This window comes from Methanobrevibacter sp., from assembly GCF_017447225.1.
GTDB lineage: Archaea > Methanobacteriota > Methanobacteria > Methanobacteriales > Methanobacteriaceae > Methanocatella.
Genome location: NZ_JAFSNZ010000078.1, coordinates 1 through 16,769, shown reverse-complemented (window position 1 = coordinate 16,769; position 16,769 = coordinate 1). Strand labels below are relative to the sequence as shown.

Genomic DNA, 16,769 nt, shown 5'->3' with positions numbered 1-16,769 from the left:
TAATCCTGGAGAATTCTTAATGGTATGGAACTTTTCGGATGAAAAGCCGATGTCCATTTCAAATATTGGTGACGGTGAGCTTTCAATCAGCGTTAAAAATATTGGTGAATTCACAGGCCAGCTTCATGACTTGAATGTTGGAGACAAAATCGGTGTCAGAGGAAGTTACGGAAACGGATTTTGTACTGATTTCAAAGACAAAAAACTGCTGGTAATCGGTGGTGGGGTTGGTATGGCTCCGGTCACGGCATTGACTCATGAACTGGTTAAAAACAATGATGTTGATGTGCTTGTTGCAGCTACCACTAAGGACGAATTGCTGTTTTTAGATGATTTGGAAAAATGTGGTGCAAATGTTCATCCGTGCACTGATGACGGGTCATATGGTTTTGAAGGATACGCTTCAGATTGTCTCAGCAGTTTGCTCGAAGAGTGCTCTTATGATTATGCATTTGTCTGCGGACCTGAGATAATGATGATAGGAATATTCAATATACTTGAAGATGCTAACATACCTGCGGATTATTCCCTTGAAAGATATATGAAATGTGCTCTGGGAGTATGCGGCCAGTGCTGTGTAGACAATACAGGATGGAGAATCTGCGTTGAAGGTCCTGTTTTTGATAACGAAAAGATAAGACTAATTGACGAATTTGGAAAATACAGACGTGACGCATCTGGCGTAAGATATTAAATGTGATAATATGGAAAAAGATTTAAAGGAATATATTACTCCCCCTATCATGCTGATAATACTTCTCTTGGCAATTTCATTAATTTTCGTATTTCCTGTTTTGAATATGATAATACTGGGGGCGATTTTGGCATATGGTGTCAGGCCTATCGCCAAAAGGATTCAGTCAAAACTGAAATTTCAATCGATTTCCATATTAATTTCAATGATTGTGATTTTAATCCCATTAGTGCTTCTGATAGCATATATCATATTGGTAATTTCAGGATTCCTGACAGACTTTTTTGTTTCCAATCCCAATCTGGACATTAACTCTGCATTAACACAAATATCAGTTTATCTTCCGCAAAATTCAATGTTTGATCCCAACAATCTCACATCAACAGTTGAGGATATCATAAAATACGTTGCCAGTTATCTGGTCGGTAAATTAGGTTCAATTGCTAATATTACTCTGGATCTGTTCATTCTGATTTGTTCAGTTTACTATTTTGTCAAAGATGGAGACAAATGTCTGGAATTTATAAAATCATTCATACCTGATGAACATATGGGATTTTTCAACAGGACTGTAGAATCAGTTGAAGACGTACTGAAAAGCATATTTTACGGTCACTTCCTGACATCTGTAATCATCGGAATCTTTGGAGCGATAGGATATTCGATTCTGGGATATCCTTACGGAGTATTTCTGGGAGTCATAACAGGTATCCTTCAGCTGATACCTATATTCGGGCCATGGCCAATCTATTGGGCATTAGCTATAATTGATGCAATAAACGGAAATTATCCGAGAGTAATCGTTGTTCTTCTTTTCGGATTCTTCCTGAGCCTGGTGGACATGTATATACGCCCTGCAATTTCATCACATCATGCAGACATTCATCCGCTAATCCTTCTGGTAGGATTTTTGGCAGGTCCTCTGGTTTATGGTATTGTAGGTTTCATAATAGGTCCGTTAATACTTGGAATTACATATGCGGTTTTAGATAGTTTTAGAAAAGAATTGAAGGAGTCCCAATAATGGAAAAGGAAGTTGTTATTCTAGATATTGACTATATATCATATGAAGACAGGCCAGTAGTGCGCTTATTTTCAAAAGAAGGTGAAAAAAATGTTGTCCTAATAGACGATTCCTTTACACCATATCTTTATGTATACAGCAATGACCCTGACGGATGCATGAAAGACCTTGACGAGCTTCTGGATAATGTTATAATAGAAAAAGTAACAAAAAAGGATTTTCAGATTGAAAAAACATTTATTAAGGTTACTTTTACTCATCCTCAGGAACTGTCCAAAAACAGGGATGCCATAAGGGATCTTGACAGTGTAATACAGATAAGGGAATTTGATATTCCGTTTTATAGAAGATACCTGATGGACAGGGATGTAATACCGATGACTAAAGTGAAGGCGTCAGGTGAATTATTGGATTCATTTTCCGCTCTTGAAAGCGAAAAGCATGGAGTTGAAATCATAAAACTGGACAGGCCGCTGGAAAGGGTTGATGACAATGTCAATGACTTCAGAATTCTCAGCTTTGATTTGGAAGTTAGAAACCCTCATGGAATGCCTGATTCTTCTGAAGATGAGATAATCATGATTGGTGTTGCAAGCAACTTTGGCATAAATCAGGTAATATCCACCAAGACCAATTCATCCGCCAGAGATGATTTTGTAAATCAGGTGTCATCCGAAAAGGAAATGATACAGACATTTGCAGACATCGTGAAGGAAAATAATGTTGATATCATTGTAGGGTACAACTCAGACAACTTCGATTTCCCATACCTCATTGAAAGGGCAAAGATTCATGGCATAGATTTGGATTTGGGAATGGACGGTTCCGATATCCGCTTCATAAAAAGAGGTTTCACTAATGCCGCATCCATGAAAGGGCTGATTCATGTTGACTTATACCTTGTGATGAGAAGGTACATGTCCCTGGACAGATACACTCTGGAAAGGGTTTATCTGGAACTTTTCGGAGAGGAAAAAATAGATGTTCCCGGAGACAGAATATGGGAATTCTGGGACAATGGTGGCGAAGAGCTTGACAATCTCTTCGACTATTCACTGGATGACGTGATTGCAACATTAAAGATTGCGGAACAAACCTTACCACTTAACCTGGAACTTACCCGTATAATAGGTCAGCCTTTATTTGACGTAAGCCGTATGGCCACAGGCCAGCAGGCAGAATGGTTTTTGGTAAAGCAGGCATACTTTGATGATGAGGTCGTTCCCAACAAGCAGGGATCAAATTTTACAGACCGTGCAAATGCCGAGGATAATGAGGGTGGATTTGTCCTCGAGCCTGATAAGGGACTGCACGAAAACCTTGTACAGTTCGATTTCAGAAGCCTGTATCCAAGCATAATCATTTCAAAAAACATCTCTCCGGATGTCCTGGAGCAGGGGGATGTGGAAAATCCTGACGAGTATAACATTTCACCGGAACATGACTTAAAGTTTAAAAAATCTCCACAGGGTTTTATTCCATCAGTTATCTATAAGATTCTACAGGAACGTTTCAGAATCAAGCGTGAAATGAAAGCTTGCGAAGACCCTACAGAGAGAAAATCCCTTGATGTACAGCAGCAGGCCATTAAACGACTTGCAAACACAATGTATGGTATTTATGGATTTCCTCGTTTCAGATGGTATTCCTTTGAATGTGCAAAAGCCATTACCTCATGGGGAAGGCAATATATTAAGCATGCAATGAAGGAATCTGAAAAATATGGTTTTAAAGCAATATATGCTGATACTGATGGTTTTTATGCAAAATATGAAAAAAAGTAATGAATGAACTAAATTAGTTCATTTCTGATGTCATTTGCGCTTACAACAAGAAGTATGGATAAGATTAATATCAATATGCTGAATCCGATAACTATGAAATTCAGTACGGCAATTACAACATACAGTTTCCATGCTGTCTCGTCATTGTCATATCTTGTTGAAATGAAATAAATGACGGCTGCAAAAATCAGATAAAATGCTGCTCCAATTACCAATGTCAATATGCTGGCTCCTCTTTCAGCCAATACCATTGCACCAGTACTTGAATTAAAAGCAAACATTATGATGAATGCTAAAACAGCAAGAATAATATAAATATAGGAAGTTCTTTTAGCCAAAGCCCTTCCTCTAGGTCTATTTTCAAACATTCTATTCGAGATATGAATCGAGGTCGATATCTAAATTATCACAGATTTCTTTCAATTGCTCGTATAATTTAGCATCTATTTCAATTCCGTTTTCTTCAGCTTCAGCTATTCTTTTTACTTCCAAATCTCCAGGAATAGCTACAGTTTCACCGGTAGCTCTTACTTGGGATACGAAGTCTTCAGTATTTGCTACGAAATCGCCAAAGTCTCCAAATTTGGATGGGTCGATTGCAACGTATAAGTCACCTTTTGTACAGTCTTTTTCGGGTGAAGCTGTACCAGTAACTCCTTTACCGTAACCTGCCTGTACTAATGGTCCGGTTAATATTTCAACCATTAATGCAAGAGCATATCCTTTGAATCCGCCGAATGGTAGGATTGATCCTCCGTCAAGTGCTGCTTCAGGATCAGTTGTTGGGTTTCCGTCTTTGTCCAATGCCCAGCCTTCAGGTAAATCCAAGCCTTTTCTTCTTGATTCGATGATTTTTCCACGTGCGGTTACGGAAGTTGCCATGTCTACAGTAATGTAAGTTTCAGAAGGAATACCGATAGCTATAGGGTTAGTACCAATCAATGCTTCTTTTCCACCTAACGGTGCGATTGCAGGGTCTGTATTAGCTAAAACCATACCGATTACATTTTCTCTTAATGCTAAATCGGAATAAAATCCTGTAACACCGAAGTGGTTTGTATTGTGAACTCCAACACACCCGATACCTACTTCTTTAGCTTTTTTGATTGCTATTTGCATTGCTTTGTAGGATACTGCTTGGCCAAATCCGCTGTTACCGTTAATTAATGCGATTGCAGGAGTTTCTTTTTCTATTGTAATGTTGTCTTCCAAATTGATTGTTCCTGCTTCGATACTGATTAGGTATTGTGGGAATCTTCCGAGTCCGTGAGATGTAAATCCTTTTAAGTCAGCATCAATTGTAGCTTCAGCCACTAATTCACAATCTTCTTCACTAGCCCCTAATTTCTTTAATATTTCTTTTACAAGAGCTATTTCGTTATCCTTCATGATCTTCATTTTATACCTCCTAATATTCTATTGTAGAGCCTTCAAAACCCTTAACAATAATTTTTTCATCGTCAGTTACTTTACCAATGATTTGGCATTGGCAATATTCGTTCAAAGTATCCATAATTTTGTCCGCTTCGCTTTCATCAGCGATTACAACAAAACCAATTCCCATGTTGAATACTTTGTACATTTCTTTAATGTCCACATTCTGTTCATAGATAAGCTTGAATATCTCTGGTGTTTCAGGCAAATCAGTTATCTCATACCCAACGCCTTTTTTCAAACGTCTGAGATTTGTAAATCCTCCACCAGTAATATGTGCCAATCCATTAATTTTATATTCTTTTTCAAACAATGCTACGATAGGTTTCACATATAATTCGGTTGGTCTTATCAGTTCCTCTCCGATAGTGGTTGTGCCATTTGGCATTTTATCATCAACGCTGAATCCTGCGTCGTCGAATAACGCTTTTCTAGCTAAGCTGTATCCGTTTGAGTGGATACCGTTACTGTTAATACCAATCAATACGTTTCCAGGCTGAATGTCTTCACCGGTAATGATTTTGTCAATATCTACAAATCCAATACCTGTTCCGGCTAAATCGAAGTCTTTGATGATGCCTGGAAGTGATGCTGTTTCTCCACCTATGATTGCTATTTTTGATTCATTGGCTCCTTTAACAAGACCTTCAGCTATTTCAGCTGCTCTTGCAGGATCAGGTTTTTCAACAGCAAGGTAATCGACTAATGCTATCGGTTCAGCACCAACGCATAAGATATCGTTCACGACCATAGCAATACAGTCAATTCCAACAGTATCGTATTTGTTCAACATTTCAGCTATTAAAATTTTACTTCCGACACCGTCGGTACTCATTGCAATAGCTTTATCACCTAATTTAACTAAAGCAGCATAATGTCCGCTATCAGTTATAATATCTCTACATTCTAATGTTGATTGAAGTTTAGCTGCAATTTCAGACACTGTTTTTGCTTCTAAATCAATATCAACACCAGATTCTGAATAAGTAACCATTTATACACCCTTTAGCATTTTTATAATAAATTAATTAATATTATATAAATATTTGTCTTGATTAGTATTTAATTTTTATTAATGAATTCTCACACAATCTAAATTAATTGGAGTCCTTGTTTCAATTTTATAGCTTCTATGGATTGATGAAGCTAAGTCAACTGCTTTTTTAGGGTCTCCGTGACAAGTAATGACTTTTTCAGGTCTTGGATTAAGTCTTTTAACATATTCCATTAACTGTCTTCTGTTGGAGTGACCACTGAATCCATGAATGGTTTTTGTTTCCATATTGACATGGAACTCTTTGGTTTTTCCATCATCATCTTCAAGAGGTACGTCTTTTCTTCCTTTTTGGATTCTTCTACCAAGGGATCCTTCAGACTGGTATCCTACAAAGATTAAAGTGTTTCTTTCATCTTCACATAACCATTTGAAGTATTCTACTGAATTTCCTCCGGTTAACATACCTGAAGTTGATAAGATGATTGCAGGCTCTTCGCTTTCGACAATATCCTTTCTCTGATTGAAGTTTTGAACTTTTTCAAACATGTCTGAGACAAACGGATTTCTTCCCATATGGAATATTTGATCTCTTAAGTCTTTGCTCAGGTATTCCGGTCTTGCTGTGTGAATTGCTGTAGCTTCCCAAATCATACCGTCAATGTAGATTGGCACTTCGTCGATCATTCCGTGTCTCATGTATTCTTCAAGTACTACCATAAGCTCTTGTGCTCTTCCTACAGCAAATACTGGGACCAATACTTTTCCGCCACGTTTCAATGTTCTGTAGATTGTTTTCATCATTTCTTTTTCAGCGGAGTTTCTTGATGGCTGAACATCTTCCCTACCACCGTAAGTACTTTCCATAATCACTGTTTCGGCACGTGGGAATCTTATGGTTGCAGGCTCAAGCAGTCTTGACGGTTCGTATTTGAAGTCCCCTGTGTAGACAAGGTTATGTGCACCGTCTCCAATGTGCATATGGGAAATTGCTGAACCCAGGATGTGTCCTGCATTATGCAATGTTAATCTGATATCTGGAGATATGTCGGTCACTTCACCGTAATCTAAGGTGATAGTGTTTTTGATTGCTTTGTGAATATGTTTTACATTGAAAGGCAATGGATTACCTTCCCTGTGTGCAATATCAATGTGGTCTAATTGTAATAAAGTAGTTAAATCTCTTGTTGGAGTTGTACAGTAAACAGGTCCTTCATATCCGTAGTGATAAAGGTATGGTACAAATCCACAGTGATCTAAGTGAGCGTGAGAAATAATAACTGCATCAAGCTCTTCAATTGAAAATTCAGGTGCGTTCAAATAAGGGAATGCAGTTTTGTTGTCAGGTGCTGCTACATTAACACCACAATCTAATAAAACACGACTGTTAGGTGTTTGCAAAAGCATTGATGAACGTCCTACTTCCTTGAATCCTCCCATGGAAGTTACTCTAGCCCAATCATTAGGATATTTGCTTCCCTGGTGAATCTGACGTCCTAATCTCTGTAATAATTTTTTTCTGTCTTTACTACTGTTTTTTAAGGTAGTTCTAATTTTACCAATAACATCTGAACTGATCGGTGGGGTTCTTAATATTTTAGGAGCCCAACCTGTATTTTTAACAATGTTTCTGGATGTAGCGCCGTATTTACCGATGACAAGTCCTGGCTTTTTGGCTGTAATGACAACTTCACCGGTTACTGTATCAAAGTAAATGTCGGTAATCTCTGCACCTTCAGGAACAATTTCATGAATTTTATTGATTGTTTCCTCATGACTGAGTAACGCACTTTTGTCAGATCTAATAATAATTCTTTTTCTAAGCTCTTTTGCAAGTGATCTTATTAAATCACCGTTTTCAGTAATAACTTGCGGATTTTTAGTATAAACTACCACTTCAGGTCCTTCAAACTCAACCTTTGAAACCTGTGTTGTTTTTGGTAGTTTTGCCAAAATCTCTTTTTTAATTTCATCTAAAATATCTGAAGTCATATAATCCCTTCAAAAAAAGTGTAGTGTATAAAATAGTCTGTGAAAAGCTTTTGGCTATAATTAGTTAAACTTCACAAACTATGTACACTTATTATATAAAAAAATAGTTAGTTTATGAAAAATTAGTTATCGCTTATATTTTTTCTAGAATCTCATTAATTTTTTCATTTTCTAACATTTCAAAGCCGTTTTTATCCACTTTAGCGACTAAATATCCGTTACCGGAGTAGGTGTCACGTTCAGCAGCAGCTCTTATAGCTCTTATGGCTATTTCAATTCCTTCGTCAGTTGTAAGGTCATCAGTGTATCTATCTTCTAAAACACCGTATGCTACGATAGAACCTGATCCTGTTGATATATAAGTATCTTCAATCATACCACCAGCCGGGTCGAGTGAGTAAAGGGAAGGTTTGTCTCCATCCATACCACCGAGCAATGTCTGAACATACATTGGTCCTGAACGTAATATGTTTGCAGTTAATGATGCTGCAGCTTTAACGCTGATGGCATCGTTGTTTCTCATTTGATATAATGAAACTTCTGCTTCAATTATTTTCATAAGACTTTGTGCATCTCCAACGGAACCAGCTATGGTTGTTACGATGTGATCATCAATTTTAAATATTTTTTCTGCGACTTTGTGAGCTACTAAGTTACCCATACTAGCTCTTCTTTCGCTTGCAAATACAACTCCATCTTTACAGGTTATACCTACGGTTGTTGTACCTTCTAAAATTTTGTCATCCATTTAAAAACACCTCTACAAGTATTTAAAATATAATTTCAACTACTTTTAGGTAATATCAATAAAATATTATTTAAATTTTATTTAAAATCAGAATCAATATGTCAGTTTAAACTAACAATTAATTATTAGCTATTCTAAGTATATAAATGTTTTCTTTAATTTTTAAGTTTAGACAATAGAACACTTTTAAATATGACTCAAATCAAATATAATTTTTAATGAAATATAAAAAAATCGGAGATATATTAATTTTAAATGAAGATTATGCTGATTTGGAGAAATTGGCCAAAATACATAATGTAAAAACCATAATGAAAATAGACCATATTCAGGGAACAAAAAGGGAACCGGTCTATAATATTTTATATGGCTGTGAAACCGAAACCGTAAATAAGGAAAATAAATGCCTGTTCAAACTGGATTTGGCTAAAGTGATGTGGTCTAAGGGCAATGTCAATGAACGTTTAAGGATAGCCAAGCTGGTTGGGGATGGTGAAACTGTCATTGATATGTTTGCGGGCATAGGTTATTTTTCAATTCCGATTGGTGTTCATTCCAATGCTGAAAAGGTAATTTCCATAGAAATCAATCCTAATTCCCATCATTATTTGTGTGAAAATATTAAATTAAATAAATGTGATAATATTGTGCCTGTTCTGGGGGACTGTCTTGTTGAAACCCCTAACTATGAGGCTGACCGCATTGTGATGGGATATGTCAAGACCACGCACCATTATCTGAAAGCGGCTGTTGAAAGCCTAAATGGGGGTGGAGTCATTCACTACCATGAAACGGTTCCCGAAAAACTTATTGAAACAAGACCTATTTCACGTATCAGACAGGCTGCCGGAGACAGGGATGTTGAGCTGTTAAAAATAAATAAAATTAAAAAGTATGCTCCTGGTGTAGAGCATGTAGTTATTGATGCTTTAATAGACTAAGCGTCTTTTCTAAAAGAGCATCATTCAACCATTCATCATTGATATATTTTTCATAGATACATAATCTTTCAATCAACTCAAAACCTGCATCTGATGTCAGATTATCTAGAGTGTCCAGTGTCGGCCATGGGGAAGTCGGATTAACGTAATCCTGACTTACAGGTGATACTCCGCCCCAATCGTCAGCTCCGCATAAAAGGAACACCTGTGCGGTATCATAATTCAAGTTCGGTGGAACCTGTATGCTGACATCGCTGTCACTGAATAGCAATGTGGCTGCAGTAACTGTTCTGATCATGTCCAAAAGGCTAGGTTCCGGCCAGTCGCACATTTCAATGTCCGGTGTTGACGTAAAGTTCTGAATAATGATTTCCTGTATATGTCCGTATTCATCGTTGATTTCCTTAATCGCAAACAATGAATCTGCAATCTCTTCAGTTGTCTCGCCGATACCGATTAAAATTCCTGTAGTATAAGGTATTTTCAGTTTTCCCGCATTGGTTATTGTTTTCAATCTCAATTCAGGATCTTTTCCAGGACTTTTGTTGTGCGTTGGAAGTTCCATCAGTCTTTTTGATGAGTTTTCAAGCATCAGTCCCATGGACGCATTAACTTCCTTGAGCTTTTTTAACGCTTCATAAGAGAAGTTTCCGCCATTGGAATGGGGAAGCAGGATTGTTTCGTCAAGGGTCATCTGGCAGATGTCAACTACATAGTCAACCATGTTGTCATAGCCGAATTCATTCAATCTCTTTAAAACCACTTCTTCTTCGTCAGCATCCTCACCAAAAGTAAATAATGCTTCCTTACACCCGTATTCTTCAGCTATTTTCAGTTCATTTAAAACTTCCTCTTTGGTTTTTAGAATAATAGCTTCCTTATCGGCAGGGTCTTTTTTAAAATTACAGTATCCGCAATCGTTTCGACAGATTTCGGTTAATGGAATAAATACGTTTTTAGAATAAGTAATAAGATTATCCTTTCTATATTGTGCTGTTTCAGACATGTATTTTAAAATGTCTGAATCTTTAGCATTCAATATTGAAAGAATATCCTCTTTTGAATAATTTGTCATTTTTACTCTTCTTTTTCAGAAACAGTGACTTCAACATATAACGGAGGAAGCTCATTTTTGTCTTCCCATATTGCAATGATGACATCAAAGCTTGGAAGTTCAAAAACTTTATAAGCAACTACAAGTCCCATTGATTCAAGGTCTTCTTTAACTCTCATAAAACCTTTATTGTCAATGGATCCTGTTTGTATATGGCTTTCCTGAATATGCTGATCTCCTGATTTTAAAATATCTTCTATTTTTTTAGAATCTGCAGGAACCTCTACGCCGCCAAGCTGTTCACCAATTTCTGCAACTTTGCTTTCAAGCTCATCAATCGGTATTACTTTTCTTGAACGGCTTCTAACGATAACTATTTTATCGTTATTGATGGCTGCACGGGATCCTTTGAATGAATCAAAGAATGCCATAACCTGGCCTGTGATTTCTAATTTTTTTTGCATCAAATCAAGTCCTTATAAGTTTAATTCCGCTTTCAAGTCACCCATTGTAGTGACTTTTTCTGCAAATGCGTTATGTCTGTGAATACTTTCCTGATTTTCCTGACGTGAAGTGATTAATGTGTCATCAGGCAAGTCGGAATATTTTTCTGCAATCATTTCCATCATGTTTCTAACACAATCTTCAACAAAAACAGGTTTTCTGTGAGCATTCATTACAGTAGCATTTTCATCAGGTCTTTTGAGAAGTTCACAAACTGGTGAGGACATTGATTTTTCTATGATGTCTATAATGTCTTCCCCTTTAACTTCCCATCCTTCAGGTACCTCAATCAATAATGTTCCGACACCTCTCTGGTTGTGGGATGCGAATGTTACAGTTTCAAGAACTTTCTGAGTAGTTTCTTCATCAAGGAATTCCAATAATTTGTTTTTATCGGACTCTCTTACAGATTCTTGTGCACATGGACAAACAGTCATTCCAATTACTTCTGCACCAATACTTTTTCTAATCTCAACGTTTCCTTCATCATCTCTCAAACCTACAGCTTTTGCCTTCAGGTTTGCCATCTCTTGAGTTTTATGTTTGGTCACAGGTGACTCACGCATAAACATGTAGTCAGTTGTCATGGATATTTCAACACGTTTGGCGTATTCGTGTTTATCCATCATTTTTTCAACAATCTTAGCACATAATGATTCTACTCCAACACTTTTATCTTCAGATATACTGTCTAAAACTTCGCTGATTGCTTCAGGGTTTCTTGACATGTGCACTCCTTTTTGGTTGAATGGTAAATCTACGAATGCATCAAAAGTCGGTAATAGAATTATCGGTCTTTTATTTCTTCTTTCGAGTTGCAAAAGTTTTTTGACCCCAGTTACCCCTACCCTAGTTAATTTTATAGGAATCTGCGGTTCGTCATCTTGCGTGTCTGGTAAACAAATTGCCAATTTCATAACCTCTAAATAATATTTTGATAATAATGTTATATTGTTTAATATATTTAAATTAGGTAGTAGGATTTTAAATAATAATTTCTTATTTTTTTGTACAAAATTCGAACATTTAAATGTTTATAAAATCTAATTTTAATAATTGTTCAATTTATGATATAAAATATATATTTTTGGTTAATATGGATGTTAATAAAATAAGTAATACAGTAGTATTGACTACCGTATTTATAAAATGTTTGATGATCCCATGTCTTCTTTGATTACATCCAGCACGGTTTGGGTGTATGTTCTTTCTATAATAGGGTCTTTCAGTAATTCTTTGATAAATGAGTTTAATTCATTTGTGTTTCTGAATTTAGCTATTAAAAATGCATCATATTCTCCGGTAACATCATAGATACCTACAACGTTTTTATTGAAGAAGGTCTTTTCTTCCCAGTTTTTGAGTTTTCCTCCTTTGACTCTGACTCCGATAATTGTTGTTAAAACGAAACCTAACTTTTCATGGTCTATTACTGGTGAGAATTTTTTAATGACTCCAGTTTTAACCATCTTGTCAATACGGTTATGGATAGTTCCAACAGAAACGTCTAAATCTCTTGATATTTGTCTGTATGATGTTCTAACATCTTTATTGATGATTTTTAATATTTTGATATCAGTATCATCCAATTTAACAATGTTGTCTTTTTCTTTTACCAATAATATTCCTCCCCCATTTTATTAAGAAGTAAATTTCTTATTATTTTATTTCTATTATAAATTATTTAAAATTTTTCATTTTTTTTAATTACTTTTCCATATTTTTTATAAAAAAATTTGATGTAATATAAATTATAAACATTTTTTATTGTTTTTTTATTATTATGGATATTTAAATAATCCTGCATTTAGCTATTCCTCATTTGTTTAACTTCATTAACACTTCTTTAATCACATTAATCGGAGCATCTGTCTTTATCCCTGTCGGTTGGAAGTGTGTTTTTTCAACATTATATCCATTTTTTCGAATATTGTCCAGTATTAAATCCAGTTTTGGAGCACTTATTTTTAAAGACCTGCATATTGAATGAACATCATAGAATGTTGCCGGACTGTCGGCTTCAATTAAACATGAGTTTAACAGTTTCAATAATTTGTCTTTTGTGTTCAGCTGTTTATTTTCTGCTTCATCAATCATTTTTGTGATAAATTTCCTTATTTTGAATATTTCCCAACCATAATGGACCTGCCTGAATCAGCTTTTGCCCACATTCCGGACAGATGTCTGGTGTTGAAGTTGCAAGTCCTTTTGAAGTTTCTCTATACAGACATTCTTTACAGTGGCTGATGTAGCCCATATTTTTCAGAGTCTCATCAGTTCTTTTTGAACCCTTTTTAATTTTCAGGTATAATCTCATATAATGTTCAGTACTGTGGGACAGCAGCACTTCGATGCATTTTGCATATTTTGATAAGGTCATAGCGCAAAAGCCGGCCAAGATTCTAATTCCCGTTTCATGACAGTATTCACTTTTGTAAGGTTTTGAATTGTATTTACGTATGCATGGCTCCTTATATGTTCCGCAAAGTGCGGAAGTGTCTGTAGCGGTGACGCATAAAAGCGATTCTCTTCTTGCGCAGTAGCCTGCTGAGTCAAGAAACGGTGAAGGTGTTCCGAAAGGATCTATGTCAATAACGTCAAATTCCCCACGGTTGAGCCTTAAAAACATGCTTGCATCGTGCTGGTGTATTTCAATATCCTCAAGGCTGTTCAGCTCAACGTTATGCTTTTCAAATCTGTTTGCAAGTTCGCTTATGTCATTGATGTATACCTTGCCCACGCCATCTATTTCATTTTTATAGCGAACGCCCCTTATTCCGCTTCCTCCGAACAAATCACAGATATTTATTTCCCTTTTCTGTTCATTCTGATAAGTCTGCAGTGCCAGAATTGAAATGTCCCTGTTCAATTCCATCTGGGGATTATAAAAAACAGGTGCATCAGATGAAACTTTTTCATATTCGGGGAATTGTATTTTTGTCAATCCTTCTTCAATCGTTTTAAGTTTATAATCATCCAAGTTAATCACTTTTCAATTTAGTTACTAATATTTTAAATATTATTAAATTTAAATATTAGTATAGTTTTAAAGGTGATATTGTGTCAAATATTAAAGTTCCCATAGCTAAACCGATTATAGGACAAAAAGAAATTGATAATGTGGTTGAGGTTTTGAAATCCGGAATGATTGCTCAAGGCCCAAAAGTTTCAGAATTCGAAAAGGAATTTGCATCATGGGTTGATGCGGATTATGGTGTTGCAACCAATTCAGGTACAGCTGCTTTACACGTTGCTTTGCTTGCTGCAGGCATCGGTGCCGGAGATGAGGTAATAACCACTCCGTTCACATTTATTGCAAGCGGAAACTCCATTGTTTATACTGGAGCAAAACCGGTATTCGGTGACATTGATTTAAAAACTTATACCTTGGATCCTGAAACCATAGAAGCGCTGATTACTGACAATACCAAAGCTATCATGCCTGTTCAGCTTTACGGTCAATCAGCAGATATGGGTGCAATCTGTGACATAGCAGAAGACCATGATTTGATTGTGATTGAAGACGCCGCTCAGGCTCACGGTTCAACATTTGATGGTAAAAAAGTGGGCAGTTTAGGTGATATGGCATGTTTCAGTTTCTATCCGACAAAAAACATGACCACTTCAGAAGGCGGAATGATTACTACTAGCAATGAGGAGCTTGTTGAGGAAGCACATATTTTCAGGGCTCATGGATCACGTGTAAAATACCACCATGACGATATCGGATATAATTTCAGGATGACTGACATTTCTGCTGCAATCGGTCTTGCTCAATTAAAGGTAATTGACGGATTCAACCAAAAAAGAGCTGAAAATGCAGCTTATCTAAATGAAGGTTTGGCTGATGTTGATGGTGTCATCACTCCTTATGCAAGAGAAGGCTCAACACACGTATATCACCAGTATACAATAAGAGTTGAAAAAGGAAACAGGGATGACTGGATTGATATCCTAACTGAAGAAGGAATCGGAACAGGTGTCCACTATCCGATACCATTATACAACCAACCAATTTATCAAAAACTAGGATTTAACGGAAATTCCCCGAATGCTGAAGCGGTAGCCGACAGCGTAATTTCCTTACCTGTCCATCCGTCATTAACCAGTGATGATTTGGATTTAGTAATTGGAGCCGTTAAGACAGCTTCTAAAAAAATGGATTAAAAGTCATTAATTTGACTTTTATTCTAAAATATTTTCTACAGTTTCTATTTTTGCTTCTAATGTTCTGTTTTTTCTGTCACGTCTGTCATCTACTTTTATCACGCTGTAAACACGGCCAACACCAACATCAAAAACAGCTTCCTGTGCTTTAGCTATAACCTCATACAGTTCTTTTAAATCTTCGGCTTCTATCTGTGTTCCCATTCCGGTCAGTTCATAATTCAGTCCGGAATCTTTAACCACCTGAACGGCAGCGGCCACATAATCCTTACATTCGGTTGAATCGCATCCGACAGGCAATATTGCAAAATCACATGTAATCATAATTATCACTCCAAAAAGTTATTTATTAATCTAATTATAAATCATTTACCATGGCAAAATTCGATAAGGATGAATTCAATCAGATGATTTTTTCAAGAATAAACAATCTGATTTCAGAATATGAATTAATTAAGGAAGGCGAACTGATAGCTGTCGCATTGTCCGGGGGAAAGGACAGTGTTCTGACATTACATGCTCTAAAAAGGTATCAGGACGTTGCGGACTTTGATCTGGTTGCCATCAGTGTTGATGAAGGAATCAAAGGATATAGGGGTCATGGTATTGCTGCTGCTGTTCAAAACGCTTCTGATTTGGGTATTGAACTTATTCAAAAGTCTTTTCTTGAAGAGGAAGGTTTCGCATTGGACGATATTTACGCTAATTTTAAAAGCGCATGCATTCCCTGTGGCGTTTTCAGAAGAAATATCCTAAACAAAACTGCATATGAAGTGGGAGCTTCTAAGATTGCGACCGGACATAATCTTGATGATGAAATTCAGTCTTTTCTGATGAGTTTTGCAAGAGGGGATACTATTAAGTTTTCCAAATTCGGTCCGGAGCTTGATGTCATTCATCCGAAACTGGTTCCAAGAATCAAGCCATTATGGAACACTCCAGAAAAGGAAGTGGGCATGTGGGCTGTATTAAATGATATCAATATTCATCTGGACGAATGCCCTTATTCACATCTCTCTTTAAGGGCAAAAATAAAAGAGTTTTTAAATGTTAATGAGGATGCCTATCCGGGCATAAAAAATAATATTATGGAATCATTCAAAAAGATTCTTGTCTTTGAGAATGATATTCCGGCACATCTCAATGAATGTGAAATTTGCGGCGAACCAACTTCATCCGGCATCTGCAAGGCCTGTGAAATAAAAGAGTTAGTTTCTCAGGATAGCGAAAGCCATGTAGGTGATGAATAGTACTACAAGGATAATTCCTTCTTTTTTATCGTATTTGTCTTGTGTTTTGGCGAATATGAAACATAATAATGTAACTCCTAGCATTAAAAGAATGTCCATTAACATATTTGGATTTATTATGATTGGACTGATGGCACTGCTAGCACCAAGTACAAATAGAATATTGAATATGTTTGAGCCTAT

Annotated in this window: 16 protein-coding genes and 2 pseudogenes; 6 read left to right on the top strand and 12 right to left on the bottom strand. The window is 36.4% G+C overall.

What is annotated here, in order from left to right:
- The 3 genes from IJQ68_RS07510 to IJQ68_RS07500 form a co-directional block, all read left to right on the top strand.
- The coding region (locus IJQ68_RS07510) for a dihydroorotate dehydrogenase electron transfer subunit (protein ID WP_292798806.1) at positions 1–694 on the top strand (694 nt) is incomplete at its 5' end.
- Positions 695–704: 10 nt separating this feature from the next.
- Complete coding sequence (locus tag IJQ68_RS07505) at positions 705–1,718, top strand: AI-2E family transporter (RefSeq protein WP_292798804.1); 1,014 nt, start codon at positions 705–707, stop codon at positions 1,716–1,718.
- The gene (locus IJQ68_RS07500) at positions 1,718–3,502 is read left to right on the top strand and encodes a DNA-directed DNA polymerase (RefSeq protein ID WP_292798802.1); all 1,785 of its coding nucleotides are present in this window, start codon (positions 1,718–1,720) and stop codon (positions 3,500–3,502) included. Before IJQ68_RS07505 ends, IJQ68_RS07500 begins: the two co-directional genes overlap by 1 nt.
- 8 nt (positions 3,503–3,510) lie before the next feature.
- Here IJQ68_RS07500 and IJQ68_RS07495 read toward each other — a convergent pair whose 3' ends face one another.
- The 5 genes from IJQ68_RS07495 to psmB all read right to left on the bottom strand — a co-directional run bounded on the left by IJQ68_RS07495 (position 3,511) and on the right by psmB (position 8,670).
- Positions 3,511–3,870 (bottom strand): hypothetical protein, encoded by a 360-nt coding sequence (locus tag IJQ68_RS07495; RefSeq protein WP_292798800.1) that lies wholly within the window; start codon positions 3,868–3,870, stop codon positions 3,511–3,513.
- Position 3,871: 1 nt separating this feature from the next.
- Positions 3,872–4,900 (bottom strand): L-sulfolactate dehydrogenase, encoded by a 1,029-nt coding sequence (gene comC, locus IJQ68_RS07490; RefSeq protein WP_292798798.1) that lies wholly within the window; start codon positions 4,898–4,900, stop codon positions 3,872–3,874.
- A 10-nt stretch (positions 4,901–4,910) separates the two neighbouring features.
- Positions 4,911–5,930 carry a phosphoribosylformylglycinamidine cyclo-ligase gene (gene purM / locus IJQ68_RS07485; protein ID WP_292798796.1) on the bottom strand — a complete coding sequence of 340 codons (1,020 nt, stop codon included), beginning with the start codon at positions 5,928–5,930 and terminating at the stop codon, positions 4,911–4,913.
- A gap of 78 nt (positions 5,931–6,008) precedes the next feature.
- Positions 6,009–7,922: a beta-CASP ribonuclease aCPSF1 gene (locus tag IJQ68_RS07480; RefSeq protein WP_292798794.1), complete on the bottom strand. Its 1,914-nt coding sequence runs from the start codon at positions 7,920–7,922 to the stop codon at positions 6,009–6,011.
- Positions 7,923–8,055: 133 nt separating this feature from the next.
- Positions 8,056–8,670, bottom strand: coding sequence for an archaeal proteasome endopeptidase complex subunit beta (gene psmB / locus IJQ68_RS07475; RefSeq protein WP_292798792.1), 615 nt, complete (start codon positions 8,668–8,670; stop codon positions 8,056–8,058).
- Positions 8,671–8,888: 218 nt separating this feature from the next.
- Between psmB and IJQ68_RS07470 the strand changes: the two genes are divergently transcribed.
- Positions 8,889–9,611: a class I SAM-dependent methyltransferase family protein gene (locus IJQ68_RS07470; protein WP_292798790.1), complete on the top strand. Its 723-nt coding sequence runs from the start codon at positions 8,889–8,891 to the stop codon at positions 9,609–9,611.
- Here IJQ68_RS07470 and cofG read toward each other — a convergent pair.
- The 5 genes and pseudogenes from cofG to IJQ68_RS07445 form a co-directional block, all read right to left on the bottom strand.
- Positions 9,589–10,686 (bottom strand): 7,8-didemethyl-8-hydroxy-5-deazariboflavin synthase subunit CofG, encoded by a 1,098-nt coding sequence (gene cofG / locus IJQ68_RS07465; protein WP_292798788.1) that lies wholly within the window; start codon positions 10,684–10,686, stop codon positions 9,589–9,591. The genes IJQ68_RS07470 and cofG overlap by 23 nt on opposite strands.
- 2 nt (positions 10,687–10,688) lie before the next feature.
- Positions 10,689–11,129, bottom strand: a complete 441-nt coding sequence (locus tag IJQ68_RS07460; RefSeq protein WP_292798786.1) for a DUF2120 family protein — start codon at positions 11,127–11,129, stop codon at positions 10,689–10,691.
- A 12-nt stretch (positions 11,130–11,141) separates the two neighbouring features.
- Entirely contained in the window at positions 11,142–12,080 is a 939-nt protein-coding gene (mptA, locus tag IJQ68_RS07455; protein ID WP_292798784.1) for a GTP cyclohydrolase MptA, read from the bottom strand.
- A 231-nt stretch (positions 12,081–12,311) separates the two neighbouring features.
- The gene (locus tag IJQ68_RS07450) at positions 12,312–12,788 is read right to left on the bottom strand and encodes an Lrp/AsnC family transcriptional regulator (RefSeq protein ID WP_058740015.1); all 477 of its coding nucleotides are present in this window, start codon (positions 12,786–12,788) and stop codon (positions 12,312–12,314) included.
- Positions 12,789–12,987: 199 nt separating this feature from the next.
- Positions 12,988–14,149, bottom strand: a pseudogene (locus tag IJQ68_RS07445) (tRNA (guanine(10)-N(2))-dimethyltransferase).
- A gap of 80 nt (positions 14,150–14,229) precedes the next feature.
- Here IJQ68_RS07445 and IJQ68_RS07440 point away from each other — a divergent pair.
- Positions 14,230–15,336, top strand: coding sequence for a DegT/DnrJ/EryC1/StrS aminotransferase family protein (locus IJQ68_RS07440; protein ID WP_292798780.1), 1,107 nt, complete (start codon positions 14,230–14,232; stop codon positions 15,334–15,336).
- Between the two features lie 18 nt (positions 15,337–15,354).
- Here IJQ68_RS07440 and IJQ68_RS07435 read toward each other — a convergent pair whose 3' ends face one another.
- Positions 15,355–15,660 (bottom strand): MTH1187 family thiamine-binding protein, encoded by a 306-nt coding sequence (locus tag IJQ68_RS07435; RefSeq protein ID WP_292798778.1) that lies wholly within the window; start codon positions 15,658–15,660, stop codon positions 15,355–15,357.
- A 50-nt stretch (positions 15,661–15,710) separates the two neighbouring features.
- Between IJQ68_RS07435 and IJQ68_RS07430 the strand changes: the two genes are divergently transcribed.
- Positions 15,711–16,586, top strand: coding sequence for a TIGR00269 family protein (locus IJQ68_RS07430; protein WP_292798776.1), 876 nt, complete (start codon positions 15,711–15,713; stop codon positions 16,584–16,586).
- On the opposite strand, the pseudogene IJQ68_RS07425 reads toward IJQ68_RS07430, so the two are convergent.
- Positions 16,545–16,769 (bottom strand): annotated as a pseudogene (locus IJQ68_RS07425) (sodium:calcium antiporter); the annotation flags it as partial. The gene IJQ68_RS07430 and the pseudogene IJQ68_RS07425 overlap by 42 nt on opposite strands.

Excerpts from the sequence above, each read along its gene's own strand:
- IJQ68_RS07505 (WP_292798804.1), top strand. The coding sequence starts at position 705 with ATGGAAAAAGATTTAAAGGAATATATTACTCCCCCTATCATGCTGATA.
- IJQ68_RS07500 (WP_292798802.1), top strand. The coding sequence starts at position 1,718 with ATGGAAAAGGAAGTTGTTATTCTAGATATTGACTATATATCATATGAA.
- IJQ68_RS07495 (WP_292798800.1), bottom strand. The coding sequence starts at position 3,870 with ATGTTTGAAAATAGACCTAGAGGAAGGGCTTTGGCTAAAAGAACTTCC.
- comC (WP_292798798.1), bottom strand. The coding sequence starts at position 4,900 with ATGAAGATCATGAAGGATAACGAAATAGCTCTTGTAAAAGAAATATTA.
- purM (WP_292798796.1), bottom strand. The coding sequence starts at position 5,930 with ATGGTTACTTATTCAGAATCTGGTGTTGATATTGATTTAGAAGCAAAA.
- IJQ68_RS07480 (WP_292798794.1), bottom strand. The coding sequence starts at position 7,922 with ATGACTTCAGATATTTTAGATGAAATTAAAAAAGAGATTTTGGCAAAA.
- psmB (WP_292798792.1), bottom strand. The coding sequence starts at position 8,670 with ATGGATGACAAAATTTTAGAAGGTACAACAACCGTAGGTATAACCTGT.
- IJQ68_RS07470 (WP_292798790.1), top strand. The coding sequence starts at position 8,889 with ATGAAATATAAAAAAATCGGAGATATATTAATTTTAAATGAAGATTAT.
- cofG (WP_292798788.1), bottom strand. The coding sequence starts at position 10,686 with ATGACAAATTATTCAAAAGAGGATATTCTTTCAATATTGAATGCTAAA.
- IJQ68_RS07460 (WP_292798786.1), bottom strand. The coding sequence starts at position 11,129 with ATGCAAAAAAAATTAGAAATCACAGGCCAGGTTATGGCATTCTTTGAT.
- IJQ68_RS07435 (WP_292798778.1), bottom strand. The coding sequence starts at position 15,660 with ATGATTACATGTGATTTTGCAATATTGCCTGTCGGATGCGATTCAACC.
- IJQ68_RS07430 (WP_292798776.1), top strand. The coding sequence starts at position 15,711 with ATGGCAAAATTCGATAAGGATGAATTCAATCAGATGATTTTTTCAAGA.